Source organism: Megasphaera hominis, from assembly GCF_014269395.1.
GTDB lineage: Bacteria > Bacillota > Negativicutes > Veillonellales > Megasphaeraceae > Megasphaera > Megasphaera hominis.
In genome coordinates this window covers 14,213-30,623 of record NZ_JACOGK010000023.1, presented here as the reverse complement: position 1 = coordinate 30,623, position 16,411 = coordinate 14,213, and the positions used below count along the sequence as shown (strand labels likewise).

Below are 16,411 nucleotides of genomic sequence, written 5' to 3'. Positions count from 1 at the left end.
AAGGAAAAGGAGACGATTTACGATGAATTTGAAGAAATTAGTTTTGATGGGTCTGGCTGCCATGATGGTATTTGGTGCTGCCGGTTGTGGCAGTTCCAACGATGCAAACAAGTCTGATGCCAAGACGCAGGCCGTATCCGGCAGCATTACCGGTTCCGGTTCATCGGCTCTGCTGCCCTTAGTGAAAGATGCAGCAGAAAAATATAAAGCTGAACATAAAGACGTATCGATCAGCCTCAATGCCGGCGGTTCCGGCACAGGCCTGAAACAGGTATCTGACGGCTCTGTCGATATGGGTAACTCCGATGTACCGGCTGATACGAAGCTGAGCAAAGATCAGGCTGATAAACTGGAAGACCACAAGGTCTGCGTTATGACCGTTGCTACGATTGCTAACAAAGACGTTGCCGGCCAGGTCAAATCCCTGACCCGTCAGCAGCTGACAGATATCTTCACCGGCAAGATCACCAACTGGAAAGAAGTTGGCGGCCCGGATGAAAAGGTTGTCCTCGTAACCCGTCCGAAAACGTCCGGTACGCGTGCCCTCTTCAAACAGTATGCCCTTAACGGTGCCGAAGAAGCCTCTAACCAGTCCTTGGAAACAGATAACTCCGGTATCCTCGTTCAGAGCGTTGCCCAGAATCCGGGTGCTATCGGCTACGTAGCCCTGCCGTACCTGATCAACGATTCGACGGTTGGTTCTATCGCCATCGACGGCGTAGCTCCGACACTGGAAAATACATATAACGGCACATACTCCGTCTGGGGCTATGAACACATTTACACCAGCAAGGATCCGAAACCGGCTGTTAAATCGTTCATCGACTACATCCTCTCCGACAAATATGGCCAGCGCATTGAAGAACTTGGCTATGGCGTCAGCAGCAAGATGCAGACTAAAGAAGTTCACTAAGAGTGAAACAATCGGATAAACGCTAAATACATATGGCGTGCAGCAGATTGTTTTCCGGGAAGACACGGTCTCACGGGGCTCTCCCTGCGGGGCCGTGTACTTTATATGGAGGTTCGAATAAATAATGATAAACGCACTCGCATTAGCTGTCCGCCGGGCCCACAGGAATGAGAAAACAGCACGTATTCTCATCACCCTGTGCGGCATAGGCACGGCCTTGGTACCTTTTCTCATCGGTGCCTTCCTGCTCCTCAAGGGCACGGATACCTTTTTTGTTTTTCACCACAGTCTGGGAGAATTCCTCTTCTCCGGCGTCTGGAACCCGAGCGATACGGCAGAAGGCGGCGGTCACGTAGGGGCGGCCATGTTCCTTTCCGGTTCTCTCGTCACCTGTGCCCTGGCTCTCGTTTTATCCCTGCCTTTATGTATTTCTACTGCTATTTTTATGACAGAGATCGCCACGCCGCGCACGCGCCGCTTGATTCAGCCGGCTGTCGAACTCTTCACAGGGATTCCTTCTGTTGTCTACGGCTGGATTGGCCTGACCGTTCTCGTGCCGTTCCTGCGTCTCATTTTCCCCATGCCCTTCGGCTTCTCTGTCCTGGCTGCCGGTTGTGTCCTGGCGGTCATGATTTTCCCGACCATTACGACGATGGCAGCGGACGCCATGGCAGCTGTGCCGAAAACGTGGCGTGAGGCCTCGTACGGACTGGGTGCTACCCGCTGGGAAACCATTGCCCATATCGTTCTGCCTGCTGCCAAAGGCGGCATTTTTACGGGGATCATCTTAGGCCTGGCTCGTGCCCTTGGGGAAGCCCTGGCAGTCGCCATGGTTATCGGCCAGATGAAAGTCTTTCCGACGTCCCTCTTCCTGCCGGCCAGTACGCTTACGACGGCCATTGCCTCGGATATGGGTGGTGCCATGGAAGGCGGCGAATACAGCGCAGCTCTCTGGACGATGGCGCTGACCTTATTCCTCTTGTCCTTCTTGTTTATCTTCCTGATCCATCGCCTCAACCGCGCATCGGATTTGAAGGGAGGAAAATAAATTGACCAGCTTAGCACAAAAGAAACGTTCTGATTCCATTATGACCGCCCTGTTTGTCGGCGGTGCCGGTTTTGCCGTCGTCCTGCTCGTCGCCTTTGTCGGCTTCGTTATCATACAGGGTGTTGAAGGCATGACACCGGAAATGCTCTCCTTTGGCCCCCATGGCTTGGGCGATATGTTCTTTAACACGGTGTACCTCGTCGTTCTGGCTCTCGTCGGCAGTATGATTACAGGGATTCCTGCCGGGATTTTCCTGGCTGAATATGCCGGCAACGGCAAAGTGACCCATTGGGTACGTATGGCTATTGAAACCCTGGCGTCCCTGCCATCTATCGTCGTCGGCCTCTTTGGCTACCTGGCCTTTATCGTCATGACCGGTTCCCAGTGGAACCTCTTTGCCGGCGCCTTGGCCGTATCCATCCTGACCTTGCCGTTAGTTACGTCTGTTACGGAAGATGCCCTGCGCAACCTGCCGGACAGCTACCGTCAAGGGAGCCTGGGTCTCGGTGCTTCCCATTGGCAGACGATCTGGAATATTTTGCTGCCGGCTTGTTTTCCCCGTATTATGACGGGTCTCATCATGGCCGCCGGCCGTGGCTTCGGTGAAGCTGCTGCCCTCATGTTTACAGCCGGTATGTCGACGGATATCGATTGGACGAACTGGGATATTACATCGAGCTCGTGCCCGCTCAACCCGTTCCGTCCGGGCGAAACGCTGGCCCTGCACATTTGGGCCCTGCGTACAGAAGCCCTGCATCCCGATGCCGTACAGATGGCCAGTGCCTCGTCGGCAATCCTCATGATAATGGTTGTTTCGTTCAGCTTGGCTGCACGCTGGCTCAGCTGGAGAATTGATAAGAAAATGGGAGGAAGTAAATAATGACTGAAATGACAACAACGCTGATTGGCTCCGGTGCTGCTAAAGCTACTGAACAGGAAGCCGTACGCGTTTCTCAGGAAGCCGCCGGTGATGCAGAATATACCTTTTCTGTAGAGGGTCTGGACCTCTTTTATGACCAGACGCAGGCGCTGAAAAATATTAATATGAATATTGAAAAGAACCATATTACGGCTCTCATCGGCCCTTCCGGCTGCGGTAAATCTACGTTTCTTAAAACACTGAACCGCATGAACGACTGGGTAGAAGGCTGCCGTGTTACCGGTAAAATCCAGTTCGAAGGAAAGGATATCTTCAAGGAAGTCGATCCTCTGGCCCTGCGCTATCGTGTAGGCATGGTCTTCCAGCAGCCGACGCCGTTCCCGAAGAGTATTTTTGAAAACGTTGCCTATGGCCCGCGTATTCAGGGTATTTCCAATAAAAAGGAATTGGCTGAAATCGTCGAACAAAGCCTGCGTCAGGCCGTCATTTGGGACGAACTGAAAGACCGGCTGAACGAAAGTGCCTTAGGTCTTTCCGGCGGCCAGCAGCAGCGTCTCTGCATTGCCCGTACCCTGGCTGCACGCCCGTCGGTTATCCTCATGGATGAACCGACATCGGCACTGGATCCGATTTCCACACAGAAAATCGAAGACCTGGCCCTGGAATTGAAAAAAGATTACACCATCGTCATCGTCACACACAGCATGCAACAGGCCCGCCGTATTTCTGATAAGACAGCCTTCTTCCTGCTTGGTGAGCTGATTGAATTCAACGATACAGTGGACATGTTTACCCAGCCGTCTAATGCGCAGACGGAAGCATATATTACCGGCCGGTTCGGCTGATCACAGGGAGGTACCATTTTGGAATCATACGATATTGCAATAAGCGAGCTCAAGAGCCGCTTGGATAACTTAGGTCTGGCTGTAGAACAGGCAGTCGGTGAAACGGCTAAGGCTTTGGCGACGATGGACGTAGAACTGGCGAAGAAAATCTATGAAGGCGACGATGAAATCGATGCCCTCGTACGGGAATGTATGAAAAAGGATATGACCATTGATATGCTGCAAAATCCGGTGGCTACAGATTGGCGTAACCTCATGGCAACGCTGAAGATCCTTTCTGATATGGAACGCATTGCCGATCACTGTGCCGATATCAGCCACTATATTCTTCATTTGAAGGAATATGGTGATCCTGTTGACCAGCCTACAGGCCTCATGGAAATGTACGCCGTCATGTCGTCTATGGTGAGTGATGTGCTCGATTTCTACAAGGGGAAAAACAGCTCACAGGCTGATCTCATGAAGGACAAGGATGATATCGTAGACGAAGCCTTTAACCGGCTGATCGCGCAGATTTCGGAAAAGGTGAAGAGCGATCCTGACCATTCGCGGCAGTACATTGCCTACGTCCTTATCGTCAAGTATATTGAACGCATGGCCGATCATGCCAACAATATTGCCGAATGGGTCATTTATCGGGAAAAGAATCAATTATAAGCAGAAAAAAGAGCAGCTCCGCTGGGGCTGCTCTTGGCGATTTTGGCATGGATTAATATTCCGGTGGCAACGTATTTTTCGTATGGGGCATGGACATGGATGAATTCGGCGGCAGGCCCTGCTTGGCGGCCGGACGGGTAAAGCCCTGGCCGACGACTTCAGAGGCATCGCTAAAGGTCATAAAGGCCAAGGGATCCAATTTGTTGACCAGCTGCTTGACACGGGCTACTTCCGTCAGTTTGATAATGGCGTAGATAATCTGTTTGTCCTGCATGGTATAAGCACCCTGGCCGTGGAGATAGGTGGCACCGTGGCCGATATAGCGCATGAGTACCGGAGCGATGACGTCGGCCCGGTTGGAAATGATAATGACCGTTTTGCGCTGTTTTAGGCCGACGACGACTTTGTTGGTTACAAAGGCGGAAATATAGACGCCGACGAAGGTGAGGACGGCCAGTTCCAAGCTAAAGAGGTAGGCGGCAAAAATGAGGATGACCATATTGAGGACCATGACGACGTTGCCCATTTCCATAGAGTAAAATTTCTTTACAATAGCACCGACGACGTCCAGGCCGCCGCTGTTGCCGTTGTACTTGTAAATAATACCCATGCCCAGGCCGTTTACGGCACCGCCGGTAATGGAAGAAATCATAGGATCCTTGATAATCGTCATGTCCGATAAGAAGGCTGTTGCATCAAAGGAGATGGACATGATGATGGTACCGACGATACTTAAAATCGTATATTGCCGGCCCATAAATTTGTAGCAGGCAATCATGATCGGGATATTCAGAATGAACATGCCCAGGCCGATAGGGAGCCCCGTCAGGTAGTAAACTAAAATAGAAATACCACTGATACCGCCGCTTAATAAATGATGGGGAACAAAAAACGCCGTTACACCAATGGCAGCGATGATACTGCCTATGAGCGTAGCAACGTACGGAATCAAAAACTCTTTGAGATTAAATTCTTCCTGGGCTTTCATGATTACCCTCCGTGGTTTACAGGTGAAAGATTGTAAAAACCAAAAAAAAACATTATAATGAAAGTTATAATATCTATGTACAGTTGTTGGCTGAAGGGGCCTCTAAAGGGTTTTCCATAAGAAAACAGCCTGAACTGTCTCACCATTATAGCATAGGTATGTTTTAATTCAATACAAAAATATTTAAATCAGAAAAATGCAGGCAAAAGCTGAGGGGACTTTTTTCTGACCATGGATTTGCACGGAAAAACCATATATTTTTATGTGTGTGTGACGTGCTTTTACAGGAGTGTAAACTGAGAATGATAGAAGAAAAAGGATACGGAAAAATCAACCTGGCCCTGTGCATTACAGGACGCCGTCCCGACGGATATCATGATATTGACACCGTATTTCAGTCCATTGCTCTCTGCGATACGATCCGCTTGGAACGGGCTGATGACGTACAGCTGACCTGTTCAGAACCGGCTCTGCCTTGCGACAGGTCGAACCTGGCCTACAAGGCCTATGAAGCCATGCGCCCGTATTGTAAAGGCTCGTCCGGGGTTCATATCCATATTGAGAAACATATCCCCATTGCTGCCGGATTAGCCGGTGGCAGCACGGATTGTGCAGCCGTACTCCGCGGACTGAACCGGTTGTGGCAGCTGCACTTTTCCGACAGCCGTTTATGCGAAATCGGGGCGGCTCTGGGGGCAGACGTTCCCTTTTGCATCCGTGGCGGTACAGCCCGTGGTACCGGCGTAGGCGAAGTGCTGAAACGGCTGCCGTCACTGCCTGATTGGCCGGTTCTCATTATTCATCCCCACGTGGCCGTGCACACTGGCGAAGCGTACGAACTCTTTGACCGGCAGACGATACAGTCGCCGGTGGACATTAACGCCCAGGAAGCGGCTGTACGCACGGGTGTTCTGGAACGGGTCATGGATTCGTTGGGCAATACCTTTGAAGAGCTGGTCATTCCCATCGTACCGGAAATCCGGCACTTAAAACAGATGCTGCATCGCGAAGGACTGCGGCCGCTCATGTCAGGCAGCGGGCCCACCCTTTTTGCACTCATTCCGCCACAGCATAAACATCACGAAATTGCTGCCCGGCTGCGTGCTGTACTGCAGGATGCGGATATTTTCACAAGTACCTTAGTAACAGGGGAGTAAGAGGAATGGAAACAGGCGATACAAAACATAAAAAATTAGAACCTATTAAACTGGATGCCTACCGTCCGTTACGGGAAGTCGTCAGTGAGGCCTTGCGCAAGGCGATTAAGGATGGGGTCCTTAAACCGGGAGAACGGCTCATGGAAATCCGCCTGGCTGACGAACTGGGCGTAAGCCGGACACCGATACGCGAAGCAATCCGCAAGCTCGAACTTGAAGGCTTCGTCGTCATGGTACCGCGCCGGGGAACCTATGTGGCCGATATTTCCTTGAAGGACATCGTACAGGTTTTTGAAATCCGCAGTGCCCTGGAAGAACTTTCGGCCGGTTTGGCAGCCGAACGGATTACGGCCGACGAGCTGGAACATTTGGAACGGATTCTCGTAGAAATTAATGAGTATATAGAAAACGATGACTTTGATAAGATCGTCGACGCCGACGTGCGCTTTCATGATATTTTGTATCATGCCAGCCGCAATAACCGTCTCGTCGATATCCTGAATAACCTGCGGGAGCAAATGTTGCGCTTCCGGTCTATTTCCATGCATTATCCCGGCCGCCTGGCCGCTACGTGGGAAGAGCACCGGCAAATGGTGGAATATATTGCCGATCATAATAGTGCGCAGGCCCGTAAAATTGCCAAAAAACATATGGAAAATTCGGAACGGACTCTGCTCAAGGGAATCAATAAGGATGAAGAGTCGGCCCGCTGGGTGCAGGAACTCTTTCCGCATCATGAGGAAGAAGCGCACGAATAACAGGAGAAGCGATCATGATACACAACATGACACATCATTTAAAGGACTTTCGCAAGAAATTTGAACGGGATGATGATTTTGAAGAGTTTCTTTTTATCCTCACGTTCAGTCTTTTTTGTCTTCTCTTCATACGCGTCCTGGTAGCGATCTACATGGGACACTGGGGACTTTTTGAATAGTTGTGATAGCATAAGAAAAGAGGGGAATCGTATGCCAACTTTTTCTTTGCCCTTTGGTAAGGGGACAGAGACCATTACACTGCCTGAAGAGCACCTGTTATACGATTTGCGGGGCCGTGAAACCCAGGCCGTCGCAGACGAAGAGGCTGCCGTACAGGCCGCGCTTGAGCATCCGATTGGCAGTGCGCCTTTATCTGAAATCGTACAGGCCGGTGATACCGTAACCATTGTTGTCAGCGATGTCACACGGCTGGTACATACGGACCGCATGCTGCCGGTCATCGTAGGGGAACTAAACCGCATTGGCGTAGCAGATGAGCAGATTACGGTCCTCATCGCACCGGGAACGCACAGGGCCCACACGCAGGCCGAGGATGAACTCGTTTGCGGTAAGGACATGGTCCGGCGTCTGCGTATTGTCCAGCATGATTGCCATGATGCGGCCCAGCTGACCTGCGTTGGCCGGACCAGCTATGGGAATGACATTTATATCAACACGGCGGCCGTTCAAGCAGACAAATTGATCCTCACCGGGGCTGTATCGTTTCATCCGATGGCCGGGTATGGTGGTGGCCGTAAGGCTGTCGTTCCGGGCATTGCTGGCTTTGATACGATCATGCGTAACCATGCCCTGGCCTTGGCAGAAACGCCGGGCGCAGGCTGTAATCCTGCCTGTGATGCCGGCCTCCTGGCTGGGAATCCCTTTCACGAAGATATGCAGGAAGCGTGCGCTCTCGTAGCACCTGATTTCCTGGTCAATACGGTCTTTACTACCGATGGGGACCTCTACGAAGTCGTAGCCGGCCACTGGCTGGAAGCCTGGAAAAAGGGCTGCCATGATTTGCTGTCTATCGGCAGCGTGCCCATTACGGAACGTGCCGACGTAACCATTGCCTCTGCCGGAGGCTATCCTAAGGATATGAACCTCTACCAGTCGATAAAAGCCCATATGAATGCTGCCTTTGCAACGAAACCGGGCGGCATTATGATCTTTACCCTCGATTGTCCGGATATTCAGGAACCGGCTATTTTTACAGACTGGTTTTTCCGCAACGATCTGGATCAATGTGAGGCCGATTTACGCGACCATTTTCTCATGCCCGGCTTTGTCGCTTTTAAAGGTCGTTGTATAATCCGCTCTATGAAACGCGTGTACGTTGTCACGCGGCCGGAAAATTTTGCGATCATCCGGCAGAGCGGACAGATACCGGCAGCTTCGCTGGCAGAAGCCTGGCAGATGGCCCAGGCAGAGCTGGCTGAATTAGACCATCCTTATACCTATACTATTATGAGCCACGCATCGGGGACCTTGCCGGTACTGCAACAGTGATACCTGATTTTGGCAAAAACTATCTGCAAGGATGCGGAAAGGACGAATAAGATGAACTATAATCCTGTAACAAATGAAGTAATTCAGGCCTTAGAACAAATCGTAGGTGCGCGCAACGTCAAGACCGCACCGGAAGTGCTGGAAGCGTATCAGTCCGATGAAAGTCTGACACCGGATTTGTGGCACTTACCGGAAGTCGTCGTTTCGCCGGGCAGTACAGAAGAAGTGGCAGCTATTATGAAAGTGGCCAACCAATATAAAGTTCCTGTCACGCCGCGCAGTGCCGGTACGAGCGTCAGTGCCGGTGCCGTTCCTGTATACGGCGGTATTGTCCTGCTCATGGAACGGATGAACCGGATCCTGGAAATCAATACGGAAGGTATGTATCTCGTAGCCGAAGCCGGTGCCAGAACGGCTGATATCCAGGCAGCAGCCAAGGAAAAGGGACTGATGTATGCCGGCGATCCCTGTAGTGCAGACAGTTGTCTCATCGGTGGCAACCTGGCTACCAACGCCGGTGGCAACAAGGCCGTCCGCTATGGCACGACACGTCACCAAGTGTATGCCATTGAAGCCGTTCTGCCTAATGGAAAAATTGCTCACCTCGGCGCACCGCTCAAAAAGTGTTCTACCGGCTACTGTCTGGACCAGCTGATCATCGGCTCGGAAGGAACGCTGGGGATCATTACACAGGCAACGCTCAAGCTCGTTCCCTTAGCGCCGTATAAGCTGGATGTACTGGCCGTCTTTACGGATTTGAAAAAGGCGACGGCCTTAGTGCCGCAACTGATCAAAGCCGGCCTCAATCCGACATCGGTCGAATTTATGGACAATAATTTCGTTCGTAGTGCCAGCGACTATAGCGAGCTGCGCCTGCCACACTATGAAGACGGCATTTATGATATCGTTTCCATTGAGACGTTCAGCGAACACGAGCTCGATGAAAAGATGGAAAAACTGGCAGAGGTTTGTGAAGCCTGTGGTGCTACGGATGTGGTAGAAGCCGATGACCGGGTGTGGAAGGTACGGCGTAATTGCCTGGAAAGCACGCGTGTTTTCTCCCGTGTGGCAACCTCGGAAGATTTGGTTGTACCGGTAACAAAAATTGCCGAATGTATTCAGACCCTTGTAGAAGAAAGCAAGAAATACGATTTCCTTATTTTCTGTCTGGCCCATGCCGGCGATGGCAATCTGCACTTTCAAATCATGAAGCGCGACATGCCCGACGATGAATGGGAACGGCAGCTGGCCCAGTTCCGTGCCTTTGCCTATCCCTACGTCTATCAGCTGGGCGGCCGTCTTTCCGGCGAACACGGCATTGGCTATAAGCGCCTGTCCTATATGGAACAATACACAGATCCTGTCGAATTGGAACTCATGAAAACGATTAAAAAAGCAATGGACCCTAATGGGATCCTGAACCCGGATAAAATTATTCACGTAGAATAAAGAGGGTACCAAGAGGCGGAGCAAAAATGAATACTCGTTTTTGCTCCGCCTCTTGGCTTTTCACTGTGTAGTGAACCCTTTATACAAAAACGGCAACAACAGAAGCGGTCGCTTTGTTGTTGCCGTTTTTTGGATGTACGAAATAACCTGGTACATCAATAGCCCTAAAATCAATCAGTATGGGGGAATCAGCAAATTGCTGTAAGTTATGGTGGAGATGAGGAGAGTCGAACTCCTGTCCGTAAATGCTGCCCCATGAACTTCTCCGAGCGCAGACCTTGTTAGTTATCTCGAGCAGTTGTCGTACAAGGACAAACTAGACTGACTCCAGCCTGTGAGATTCCCGTACCGGCTTCCAGGTAAGGCCGGCAGGTATCCTGCTATATGACGCCCCATTCCGCCCGCAGGAATGGAGAAACGGGACGTTAGCTGCACTTAGGCAGCTAAAGCAAAGTTTTCTTCTTTAGCGTTTAATTTAACGTTTTCACCGATTTACGGGCAGATGACACCCCGGCTCGCTATTCATGATACAACCATCCACGTCGAAACCTTTACATCCCCATGTAAAGGATACACACTGTATTAGTGTGTATTACAGTGTAACACAGAAATAGTAAAATTGCAAATAAGAATGAATAAGAAGTTTTGCCTAAAAAATGACCGGCTCTGTTCTGTATATTTTTGAGGGATATGCTATAATAAAAGGTACTATATTGGTATTCTTTACGAGGGGTGAGGGGAATATGAAGGAATTACCACTTTTTAAAGTAGGCAATTATTATGGATATAATCAGGAATTATTTACAGACCGCTGGATGAATATCGGCGGCTGCGGGGCTGTAACGGCTTGTGACGTCAGCATTTATCTGGCTTTGAACCGGGGACAGGCCCGCTTGTATCCGTATGACGCCCGCCATCTGACGGCTCAGGATTACATTACCTTTTCACAGATTATGAAGCCGTATTTGCGGCCCCGTGAGCACGGCATCGATACGCTCGAGCTCTGGATGGATGGCTATCAGGCATACCTTGATTCTGTCGGCGAAAAGAATCTTTTTATGAAAGGCCTCTATAGCGACTGTCCGTTAGCTGAATTGGAGCAGGCTGTCAAAGAGGAAATCGATGCCAATTTGCCTGTGCCTTACTTAAACCTGCGCCATCGTAACCCCGATTTGGCAGACTACGTCTGGCATTGGTTTTGGCTCGCCGGGTATGTGTCGTTTGAAAACACCTTTATGGTCAAACTCGTTACGTATGGCAGCTTTCGCTGGTTTCCTTTAGATGAACTCTGGGACAGCGGGTATAGCCGGAAAGGCGGCATTATCCTGTTGAATCTGAAAGAAGAGGAGTGACTGGAAGCTATGCTTTTTGTCATTAAATGGCTGTATCAATGGATTCTTCCCATAGGCGGGTTCTTTACCCTGCTTGTGGGACTCTTATTTTATATGTTTCGTAAGAAAGCGGCAGGCCGCTGGTGTTTGCTGTGCCTGACACTGGCTTTATACGCCTTGTCTATTGCGCCTGTGAGCCGTCTCCTCCTGCAGCCCTTAGAGCTGGCCTATGTGCAGCCCGCTGCAGCCGGCCTGCCTGGCGATGTCGTCGTGCTGCTTGGCGGCGGCGCCCGCGCCGGCGTACGCGATGTCGATGGCACGGGCCAGACCGGCTCTGCCGCGGCAAACCGTCTGCTGACAGCTGTACGCGTGCAAAAGGCCAAGGCAGTACCGATCATTCTTTCCGGCGGCGCTGTATTTCCCGGTGACGCCGATGAAGCGGCCATTGAAAAGCGTGTGCTCCTATCCTTAGGCGTGGCGGAAAAGGATATTTACGTGGATGAAAAAAGCCGTAACACTGCTGAAAATGCCCAATACACCAGCGCCTTTTGCCGGGACCATGGCTGGCAGCATCCTGTAGTCGTTACCAGTGCCTTTCATATGCCCAGGGCCATACGCTTTTTTGAACGGGAAGGGCTCGCACCGATTCCCTATCCGTGTGACTACCGCTCTAATATAGAGACTGTAGTAACGGCCTTCTCCTTTATTCCGCAGTCGTACGTTTTATATCAGTCGTGCCTGGCCATAAAAGAATACGTCGGCCTGGGAGCTGCTTATGCGGGCCTGCAGTAAGGCTTTTGTATAGGTTCTGTCAAAATTGGGACAAAATACGTCCATGGTATTGCAAAATTGTTCCCGATGTGGCATAATAACAGTGTAAGAACGACGCAGATGGTTTCGTTCCACACATCAGATTGTCGATGGATAAGATTGTGTACATGAGAAAAGGAGTGTCTCTTATGATTAACGTAGGGATTAATGGTTTCGGTCGTATTGGTCGTTTGGTTTTCCGGGCAGCGATGAAACGTGATGATATCAATATTGTAGCAATTAATGATTTGTGTGATGTCGATTACATGGCATACCTCTTGAAATACGATACCATGCATGGCCGTTTCCGTGGCGATGTAGCTGCTGACGTAGAAAAAAGCGAATTGATCGTCAACGGCAAACACATCCGGATTACGAAAGAAAAAGATCCGGCTAACCTCAAATGGGACGAAGTAGGCGCTGAATACGTCATCGAATCGACAGGCCGCTTCCTGACACCGGAATTGTCGGAAAAACATTTGCAGGCCGGCGCTAAATACGTCGTCATTTCGGCACCGTCGAAAAAAGGCAAGGATGGCACACAGGCTGACATGTTCGTTTGCGGCGTTAATACGAAAGACTATGCAGGCCAGAAGATTGTTTCCAATGCATCGTGCACGACGAACTGCCTGGCACCGCTGGCCAAGGTTATCAACGATGCTTTTGGTATTGAATCGGGCCTCATGACAACCGTTCATTCCGTAACGGCTACACAGGAACCGGTTGACGGACCGTCTGCCAAGGATTGGCGCGGTGGCCGTGCAGCAACAGGCAACATCATTCCTTCGACGACAGGTGCTGCCAAAGCAGTCGGCAAGGTTATTCCGGAACTCGACGGCAAATTGACTGGTATGTCCATGCGCGTACCGACACTGGACGTTTCCGTTGTCGACCTCACAGTCAATCTGAAAAAGCCGGCTTCGTATGATGAAATTTGCGCTGCTGTCAAGAAAGCATCTGAAGGCGAACTGAAAGGCATCCTTGGCTATACGGACGAACCGCTCGTATCCTCCGACTTCCTCGGCTGCACGCTGACTTCCGTATTTGATGCGAAAGCAGGGATTGCCCTGACCGATACGTTTGTTAAACTCGTTTCGTGGTATGATAATGAAATCGGCTACTCCAACAAAGTGCTGGACCTGATTGAAACCATGAACGCATACAATACAACACACTAATCACATATTACGAATATGCTGATGCCTGCCTCGGAGATAGGGCAGAGAAGAAGAAATCACCGAAAGGGCAGAATATGATTTTCTGCCCTTTTATTTTTTAGGAGACAAAGATGACGAAAAAAAAGACTGTAATGCTGGTTATTATGGATGGCTTTGGCTGCAGTGACGTAAGGGCAAACAATGCCGTTGCCCAGGCGTCTCTGAAGGTCTTGCCAAAGCTCTGGCAAACCTATCCTCATTCGTATTTGGAAGCTTCTGGCGAGGCTGTCGGCCTGCCACAGGGACAAATTGGCAATTCAGAAGTAGGCCATTTAAATATCGGTGCCGGCCGTATTGTTTACCAGGCACTGACCAAGATCACCAAAGACATTGAAAGCGGCGCGTTCTTTAAAAAAGAGGCCCTCGCAGGTGCTATGGAAAATGCCAAACAACACGGAACGGCCTTGCATCTCATGGGCCTTGTTTCCCCCGGTGGTGTGCACAGCAGTGAAAAGCACCTCTATGGGTTACTGGAAATGGCCAAGCAGTATGGCCTTCAGGATGTATACATTCACGCCTTTTTAGATGGCCGTGACGTATTGCCCCGCAGTGCCGGCGCGTATTTGCAGGAACTGGAAGACGAATGCCACCGCCTCGGCGTAGGCCGCATTGCCACGATCAGTGGCCGCTATTATGCCATGGACCGTGATAAACGCTGGGACCGCGTGGAAAAGGCGTATAAGGCCGTAGCCCTGGGCGAAGGGGAAACGGCAAGCGATGCCCAAACGTGCCTGGAAAACTCATATAGTGCCGGCGTATCCGACGAATTTGTCGTACCGACCGTGCTTTGCCACAAACCTATTGCAGACGGCGACAGTGTCGTCTTCTTCAATTTCCGTCCCGACCGGGCCCGGCAGCTGACGGAAGCCTTTGTCAGCCCCGATTTTACAGGCTTTACGCGGCCGCAGAAGCTGAATTTGTACTTTGCTACGATGACCCGCTACGAAGACAGCCTGCCTGTCCATGTGGTATATGATAAAGAAACAATCGTCAATACACTGGGAGAAGTGCTCAGCAAGGCTGGCAAGAAACAGCTGCGTATTGCAGAAACAGAAAAATACGCGCATGTGACGTATTTCTTTAACGGCGGTAACGAAACACCCTATGCCGGTGAAGATCGTATTCTCGTACCGTCGCCGAAGGTAGCAACCTATGATTTGCAGCCGGAAATGAATGCGCCCATCGTAACGGATAAGGTCGTCGACCAAATCCAGGCCGGCACGTACGATTTGATCGTACTCAACTTTGCCAACGCCGATATGGTAGGTCATACAGGCGTTTTTGAGGCAGCCGTGAAAGCTGTTGAAACAGTCGATACGTGTGTAGGCCGCATTGTCGAAGCCTTACAAACCGTACAGGGACAGCTTCTGATCATTGCCGATCATGGCAATGCCGAACGCATGGCAGATCCGGAAACAGGGTCGCCTTATACAGCGCATACGACGAATCACGTGCCGTGCATTCTCGTGAGCCGCGAGCACCAGCACGATCATCTCCACGATGGCGTCCTGGCCGATGTGGCACCGACGCTGCTGCACCTGTTGGGCATGAGCCAGCCGGCAGAAATGACCGGTACGGATTTGCTGGATTAAGCCTATCAATAAAGCTAATGGTATAGAACAAAAATAAATATAGTATACTGAATAAATTGCAAAAAGAACTATTATACACGATATTACAGACTTCTTACTTACAACAGCCCATACTAGAGAAAAAATAATTTACAAATTTCCCATTGTAGTATACACTATAGCTGTAGATGTTAATGAACAGGTGTAGTCTGTCCTGCCTGGGACAGGCTACGCCTGGGTTATGTTGTAAGGAGGAGACATAATGACAGTAAAAGTAGGTATCAGTGGCTTTGGCAGAATCGGCCGCTGCACGCTGCGCACATCCCTGTTGCAGCCGGAAATTGAAATCACCGCAATCAACAATCGTTCCGTAGGTCCCATCATGGCGGATTTATTGAAGTTCGATACCGTCCATGGCACGTGGGATCATGATGTATCCTACGATGAAGCCAATGATTACCTCATCATTGACGGCCGTCGCATTCCCGTTACGAACCATACGGATCCGGCGGATATTCCTTGGCAAACACTGGGCGTTGATGTCGTAGTAGAATCGACGGGCAAATTCAAGGATCGCGAATCGGCGTCGAAGCATCTGGCTGGTGGCGCCAAGCGGGTCATCATTACGGCACCGGGCAAGAACCCGGACGCAACGATTGTCATGGGCGTTAACGAAGAAACGTACGATCCGGACTCGCATTTTATTATTTCTAATGGCTCGTGCACGACGAACTGCCTGGCACCGGTAGCGAAGGTATTGTCCCGGGAATTTGGCATTGTCCGCGGGATGATGACGACTGTCCACGCATATACGAATGACCAGCTGCTCGTCGATGGTGTTCATAAGGATATGCGGCGTGCCCGTTGTGCCACGCAGTCGATTATCCCGACGTCCACAGGTGCAGCAAAGGCTGTGGCCTTGGTCCTGCCGGAATTGAAAGGGAAATTCGTGGGCATGGCTTTGCGTGTACCTACACCCAATGTCTCCATGACCGATTTGTGTGCGGTACTGGAGAAAAAAGTTACTGTCGAAGAAGTAAATGCAGCCTTGAAGAAGTGGGCAGAAGGCCCGTTGCAGGGAATTCTTGCCTATTCAGAAGATGCTACCGTTTCCTCTGATTACATCAGCGATCCGCACAGTTCTATTGTTGATGCGCTGGATACACAGGTAGTGGAAGGCGATATGATTAAAGTCGTTGCCTGGTATGATAATGAATGGGGCTACTCGCTCCGCGTCAACGATTTGGCGGCTTACATGGCCTCTAAAGGAGTTTGACC

The 16,411-nt window shown here is 50.7% G+C and carries 16 protein-coding genes and 1 other RNA gene; 15 read left to right on the top strand and 2 right to left on the bottom strand.

Translation table 11 applies throughout. From position 1 onward, the window contains the following. Positions 1-22: 22 nt before the first annotated feature. From H8J70_RS08510 to phoU, 5 genes are all read left to right on the top strand, one after another. Entirely contained in the window at positions 23-913 is an 891-nt protein-coding gene (locus H8J70_RS08510) for a phosphate ABC transporter substrate-binding protein (protein ID WP_186503562.1), read from the top strand. A gap of 124 nt (positions 914-1,037) precedes the next feature. Beyond that, positions 1,038-1,961, top strand: coding sequence for a phosphate ABC transporter permease subunit PstC (gene pstC, locus H8J70_RS08505; protein WP_186503561.1), 924 nt, complete (start codon positions 1,038-1,040; stop codon positions 1,959-1,961). 1 nt (position 1,962) lies between these two features. After that, complete coding sequence (gene pstA / locus H8J70_RS08500) at positions 1,963-2,841, top strand: phosphate ABC transporter permease PstA (RefSeq protein WP_222433648.1); 879 nt, start codon at positions 1,963-1,965, stop codon at positions 2,839-2,841. After that, positions 2,841-3,686, top strand: a complete 846-nt coding sequence (gene pstB, locus H8J70_RS08495; RefSeq protein WP_186503560.1) for a phosphate ABC transporter ATP-binding protein PstB — start codon at positions 2,841-2,843, stop codon at positions 3,684-3,686. The genes pstA and pstB overlap by 1 nt, the downstream gene beginning before the upstream one ends. An 18-nt stretch (positions 3,687-3,704) precedes the next feature. Next, positions 3,705-4,343, top strand: a complete 639-nt coding sequence (phoU, locus tag H8J70_RS08490) for a phosphate signaling complex protein PhoU (protein ID WP_222433647.1) — start codon at positions 3,705-3,707, stop codon at positions 4,341-4,343. A gap of 52 nt (positions 4,344-4,395) precedes the next feature. Here phoU and H8J70_RS08485 read toward each other — a convergent pair whose 3' ends face one another. Then, positions 4,396-5,331: a YitT family protein gene (locus H8J70_RS08485; RefSeq protein ID WP_186503559.1), complete on the bottom strand. Its 936-nt coding sequence runs from the start codon at positions 5,329-5,331 to the stop codon at positions 4,396-4,398. 302 nt (positions 5,332-5,633) lie between these two features. Here H8J70_RS08485 and ispE point away from each other — a divergent pair, with 302 nt between their 5' ends. From ispE to H8J70_RS08460, 5 genes are read left to right on the top strand one after another with little or no spacing between them, the layout of a single operon-like run. Continuing rightward, positions 5,634-6,488 carry a 4-(cytidine 5'-diphospho)-2-C-methyl-D-erythritol kinase gene (ispE, locus tag H8J70_RS08480; RefSeq protein WP_186503558.1) on the top strand — a complete coding sequence of 285 codons (855 nt, stop codon included), beginning with the start codon at positions 5,634-5,636 and terminating at the stop codon, positions 6,486-6,488. A 5-nt stretch (positions 6,489-6,493) separates the two neighbouring features. After that, the gene (locus tag H8J70_RS08475; protein ID WP_186503557.1) at positions 6,494-7,246 is read left to right on the top strand and encodes a GntR family transcriptional regulator; all 753 of its coding nucleotides are present in this window, start codon (positions 6,494-6,496) and stop codon (positions 7,244-7,246) included. Between the two features lie 14 nt (positions 7,247-7,260). After that, the gene (locus H8J70_RS08470) at positions 7,261-7,425 is read left to right on the top strand and encodes a hypothetical protein (RefSeq protein ID WP_186503556.1); all 165 of its coding nucleotides are present in this window, start codon (positions 7,261-7,263) and stop codon (positions 7,423-7,425) included. Between the two features lie 31 nt (positions 7,426-7,456). Next, positions 7,457-8,755 (top strand): NPN-dependent 2-hydroxyacid racemase, LarAH10 family, encoded by a 1,299-nt coding sequence (larAH10, locus tag H8J70_RS08465; RefSeq protein WP_186503554.1) that lies wholly within the window; start codon positions 7,457-7,459, stop codon positions 8,753-8,755. A gap of 51 nt (positions 8,756-8,806) precedes the next feature. Next, positions 8,807-10,204, top strand: a complete 1,398-nt coding sequence (locus H8J70_RS08460; RefSeq protein ID WP_186503578.1) for an FAD-binding oxidoreductase — start codon at positions 8,807-8,809, stop codon at positions 10,202-10,204. Positions 10,205-10,413: 209 nt separating this feature from the next. Here H8J70_RS08460 and ssrA read toward each other — a convergent pair. Then, positions 10,414-10,765: a transfer-messenger RNA gene (gene ssrA, locus H8J70_RS08455) on the bottom strand. 182 nt (positions 10,766-10,947) lie between these two features. Between ssrA and H8J70_RS08450 the strand changes: the two genes are divergently transcribed. From H8J70_RS08450 to gap (H8J70_RS08430), 5 genes are all read left to right on the top strand, one after another. Continuing rightward, entirely contained in the window at positions 10,948-11,556 is a 609-nt protein-coding gene (locus H8J70_RS08450; protein WP_186503552.1) for a hypothetical protein, read from the top strand. A 93-nt stretch (positions 11,557-11,649) separates the two neighbouring features. After that, a complete protein-coding gene (locus tag H8J70_RS08445) occupies positions 11,650-12,327 on the top strand; it encodes a YdcF family protein (RefSeq protein ID WP_246415321.1) in 678 nt (225 codons plus the stop codon). A 167-nt stretch (positions 12,328-12,494) separates the two neighbouring features. Continuing rightward, on the top strand, positions 12,495-13,523 hold the full coding sequence (gene gap, locus H8J70_RS08440) for a type I glyceraldehyde-3-phosphate dehydrogenase (RefSeq protein WP_186503548.1): 1,029 nt from the start codon (positions 12,495-12,497) through the stop codon (positions 13,521-13,523). Positions 13,524-13,633: 110 nt separating this feature from the next. Continuing rightward, on the top strand, positions 13,634-15,154 hold the full coding sequence (gene gpmI / locus H8J70_RS08435) for a 2,3-bisphosphoglycerate-independent phosphoglycerate mutase (RefSeq protein ID WP_186503547.1): 1,521 nt from the start codon (positions 13,634-13,636) through the stop codon (positions 15,152-15,154). 241 nt (positions 15,155-15,395) lie between these two features. Next, positions 15,396-16,409: a type I glyceraldehyde-3-phosphate dehydrogenase gene (gene gap / locus H8J70_RS08430; RefSeq protein WP_186503546.1), complete on the top strand. Its 1,014-nt coding sequence runs from the start codon at positions 15,396-15,398 to the stop codon at positions 16,407-16,409. Positions 16,410-16,411 lie beyond the last annotated feature (2 nt).

Coding starts and splice junctions, on each gene's coding strand:
- H8J70_RS08470 (WP_186503556.1), top strand. CDS start 7,261: ATGATACACAACATGACACATCATTTAAAGGACTTTCGCAAGAAATTT.
- gpmI (WP_186503547.1), top strand. CDS start 13,634: ATGACGAAAAAAAAGACTGTAATGCTGGTTATTATGGATGGCTTTGGC.
- H8J70_RS08485 (WP_186503559.1), bottom strand. CDS start 5,331: ATGAAAGCCCAGGAAGAATTTAATCTCAAAGAGTTTTTGATTCCGTAC.
- pstB (WP_186503560.1), top strand. CDS start 2,841: ATGACTGAAATGACAACAACGCTGATTGGCTCCGGTGCTGCTAAAGCT.
- H8J70_RS08510 (WP_186503562.1), top strand. CDS start 23: ATGAATTTGAAGAAATTAGTTTTGATGGGTCTGGCTGCCATGATGGTA.
- gap (WP_186503546.1), top strand. CDS start 15,396: ATGACAGTAAAAGTAGGTATCAGTGGCTTTGGCAGAATCGGCCGCTGC.
- ispE (WP_186503558.1), top strand. CDS start 5,634: ATGATAGAAGAAAAAGGATACGGAAAAATCAACCTGGCCCTGTGCATT.
- H8J70_RS08475 (WP_186503557.1), top strand. CDS start 6,494: ATGGAAACAGGCGATACAAAACATAAAAAATTAGAACCTATTAAACTG.
- H8J70_RS08460 (WP_186503578.1), top strand. CDS start 8,807: ATGAACTATAATCCTGTAACAAATGAAGTAATTCAGGCCTTAGAACAA.
- larAH10 (WP_186503554.1), top strand. CDS start 7,457: ATGCCAACTTTTTCTTTGCCCTTTGGTAAGGGGACAGAGACCATTACA.
- gap (WP_186503548.1), top strand. CDS start 12,495: ATGATTAACGTAGGGATTAATGGTTTCGGTCGTATTGGTCGTTTGGTT.
- H8J70_RS08450 (WP_186503552.1), top strand. CDS start 10,948: ATGAAGGAATTACCACTTTTTAAAGTAGGCAATTATTATGGATATAAT.
- pstC (WP_186503561.1), top strand. CDS start 1,038: ATGATAAACGCACTCGCATTAGCTGTCCGCCGGGCCCACAGGAATGAG.
- H8J70_RS08445 (WP_246415321.1), top strand. CDS start 11,650: ATGTTTCGTAAGAAAGCGGCAGGCCGCTGGTGTTTGCTGTGCCTGACA.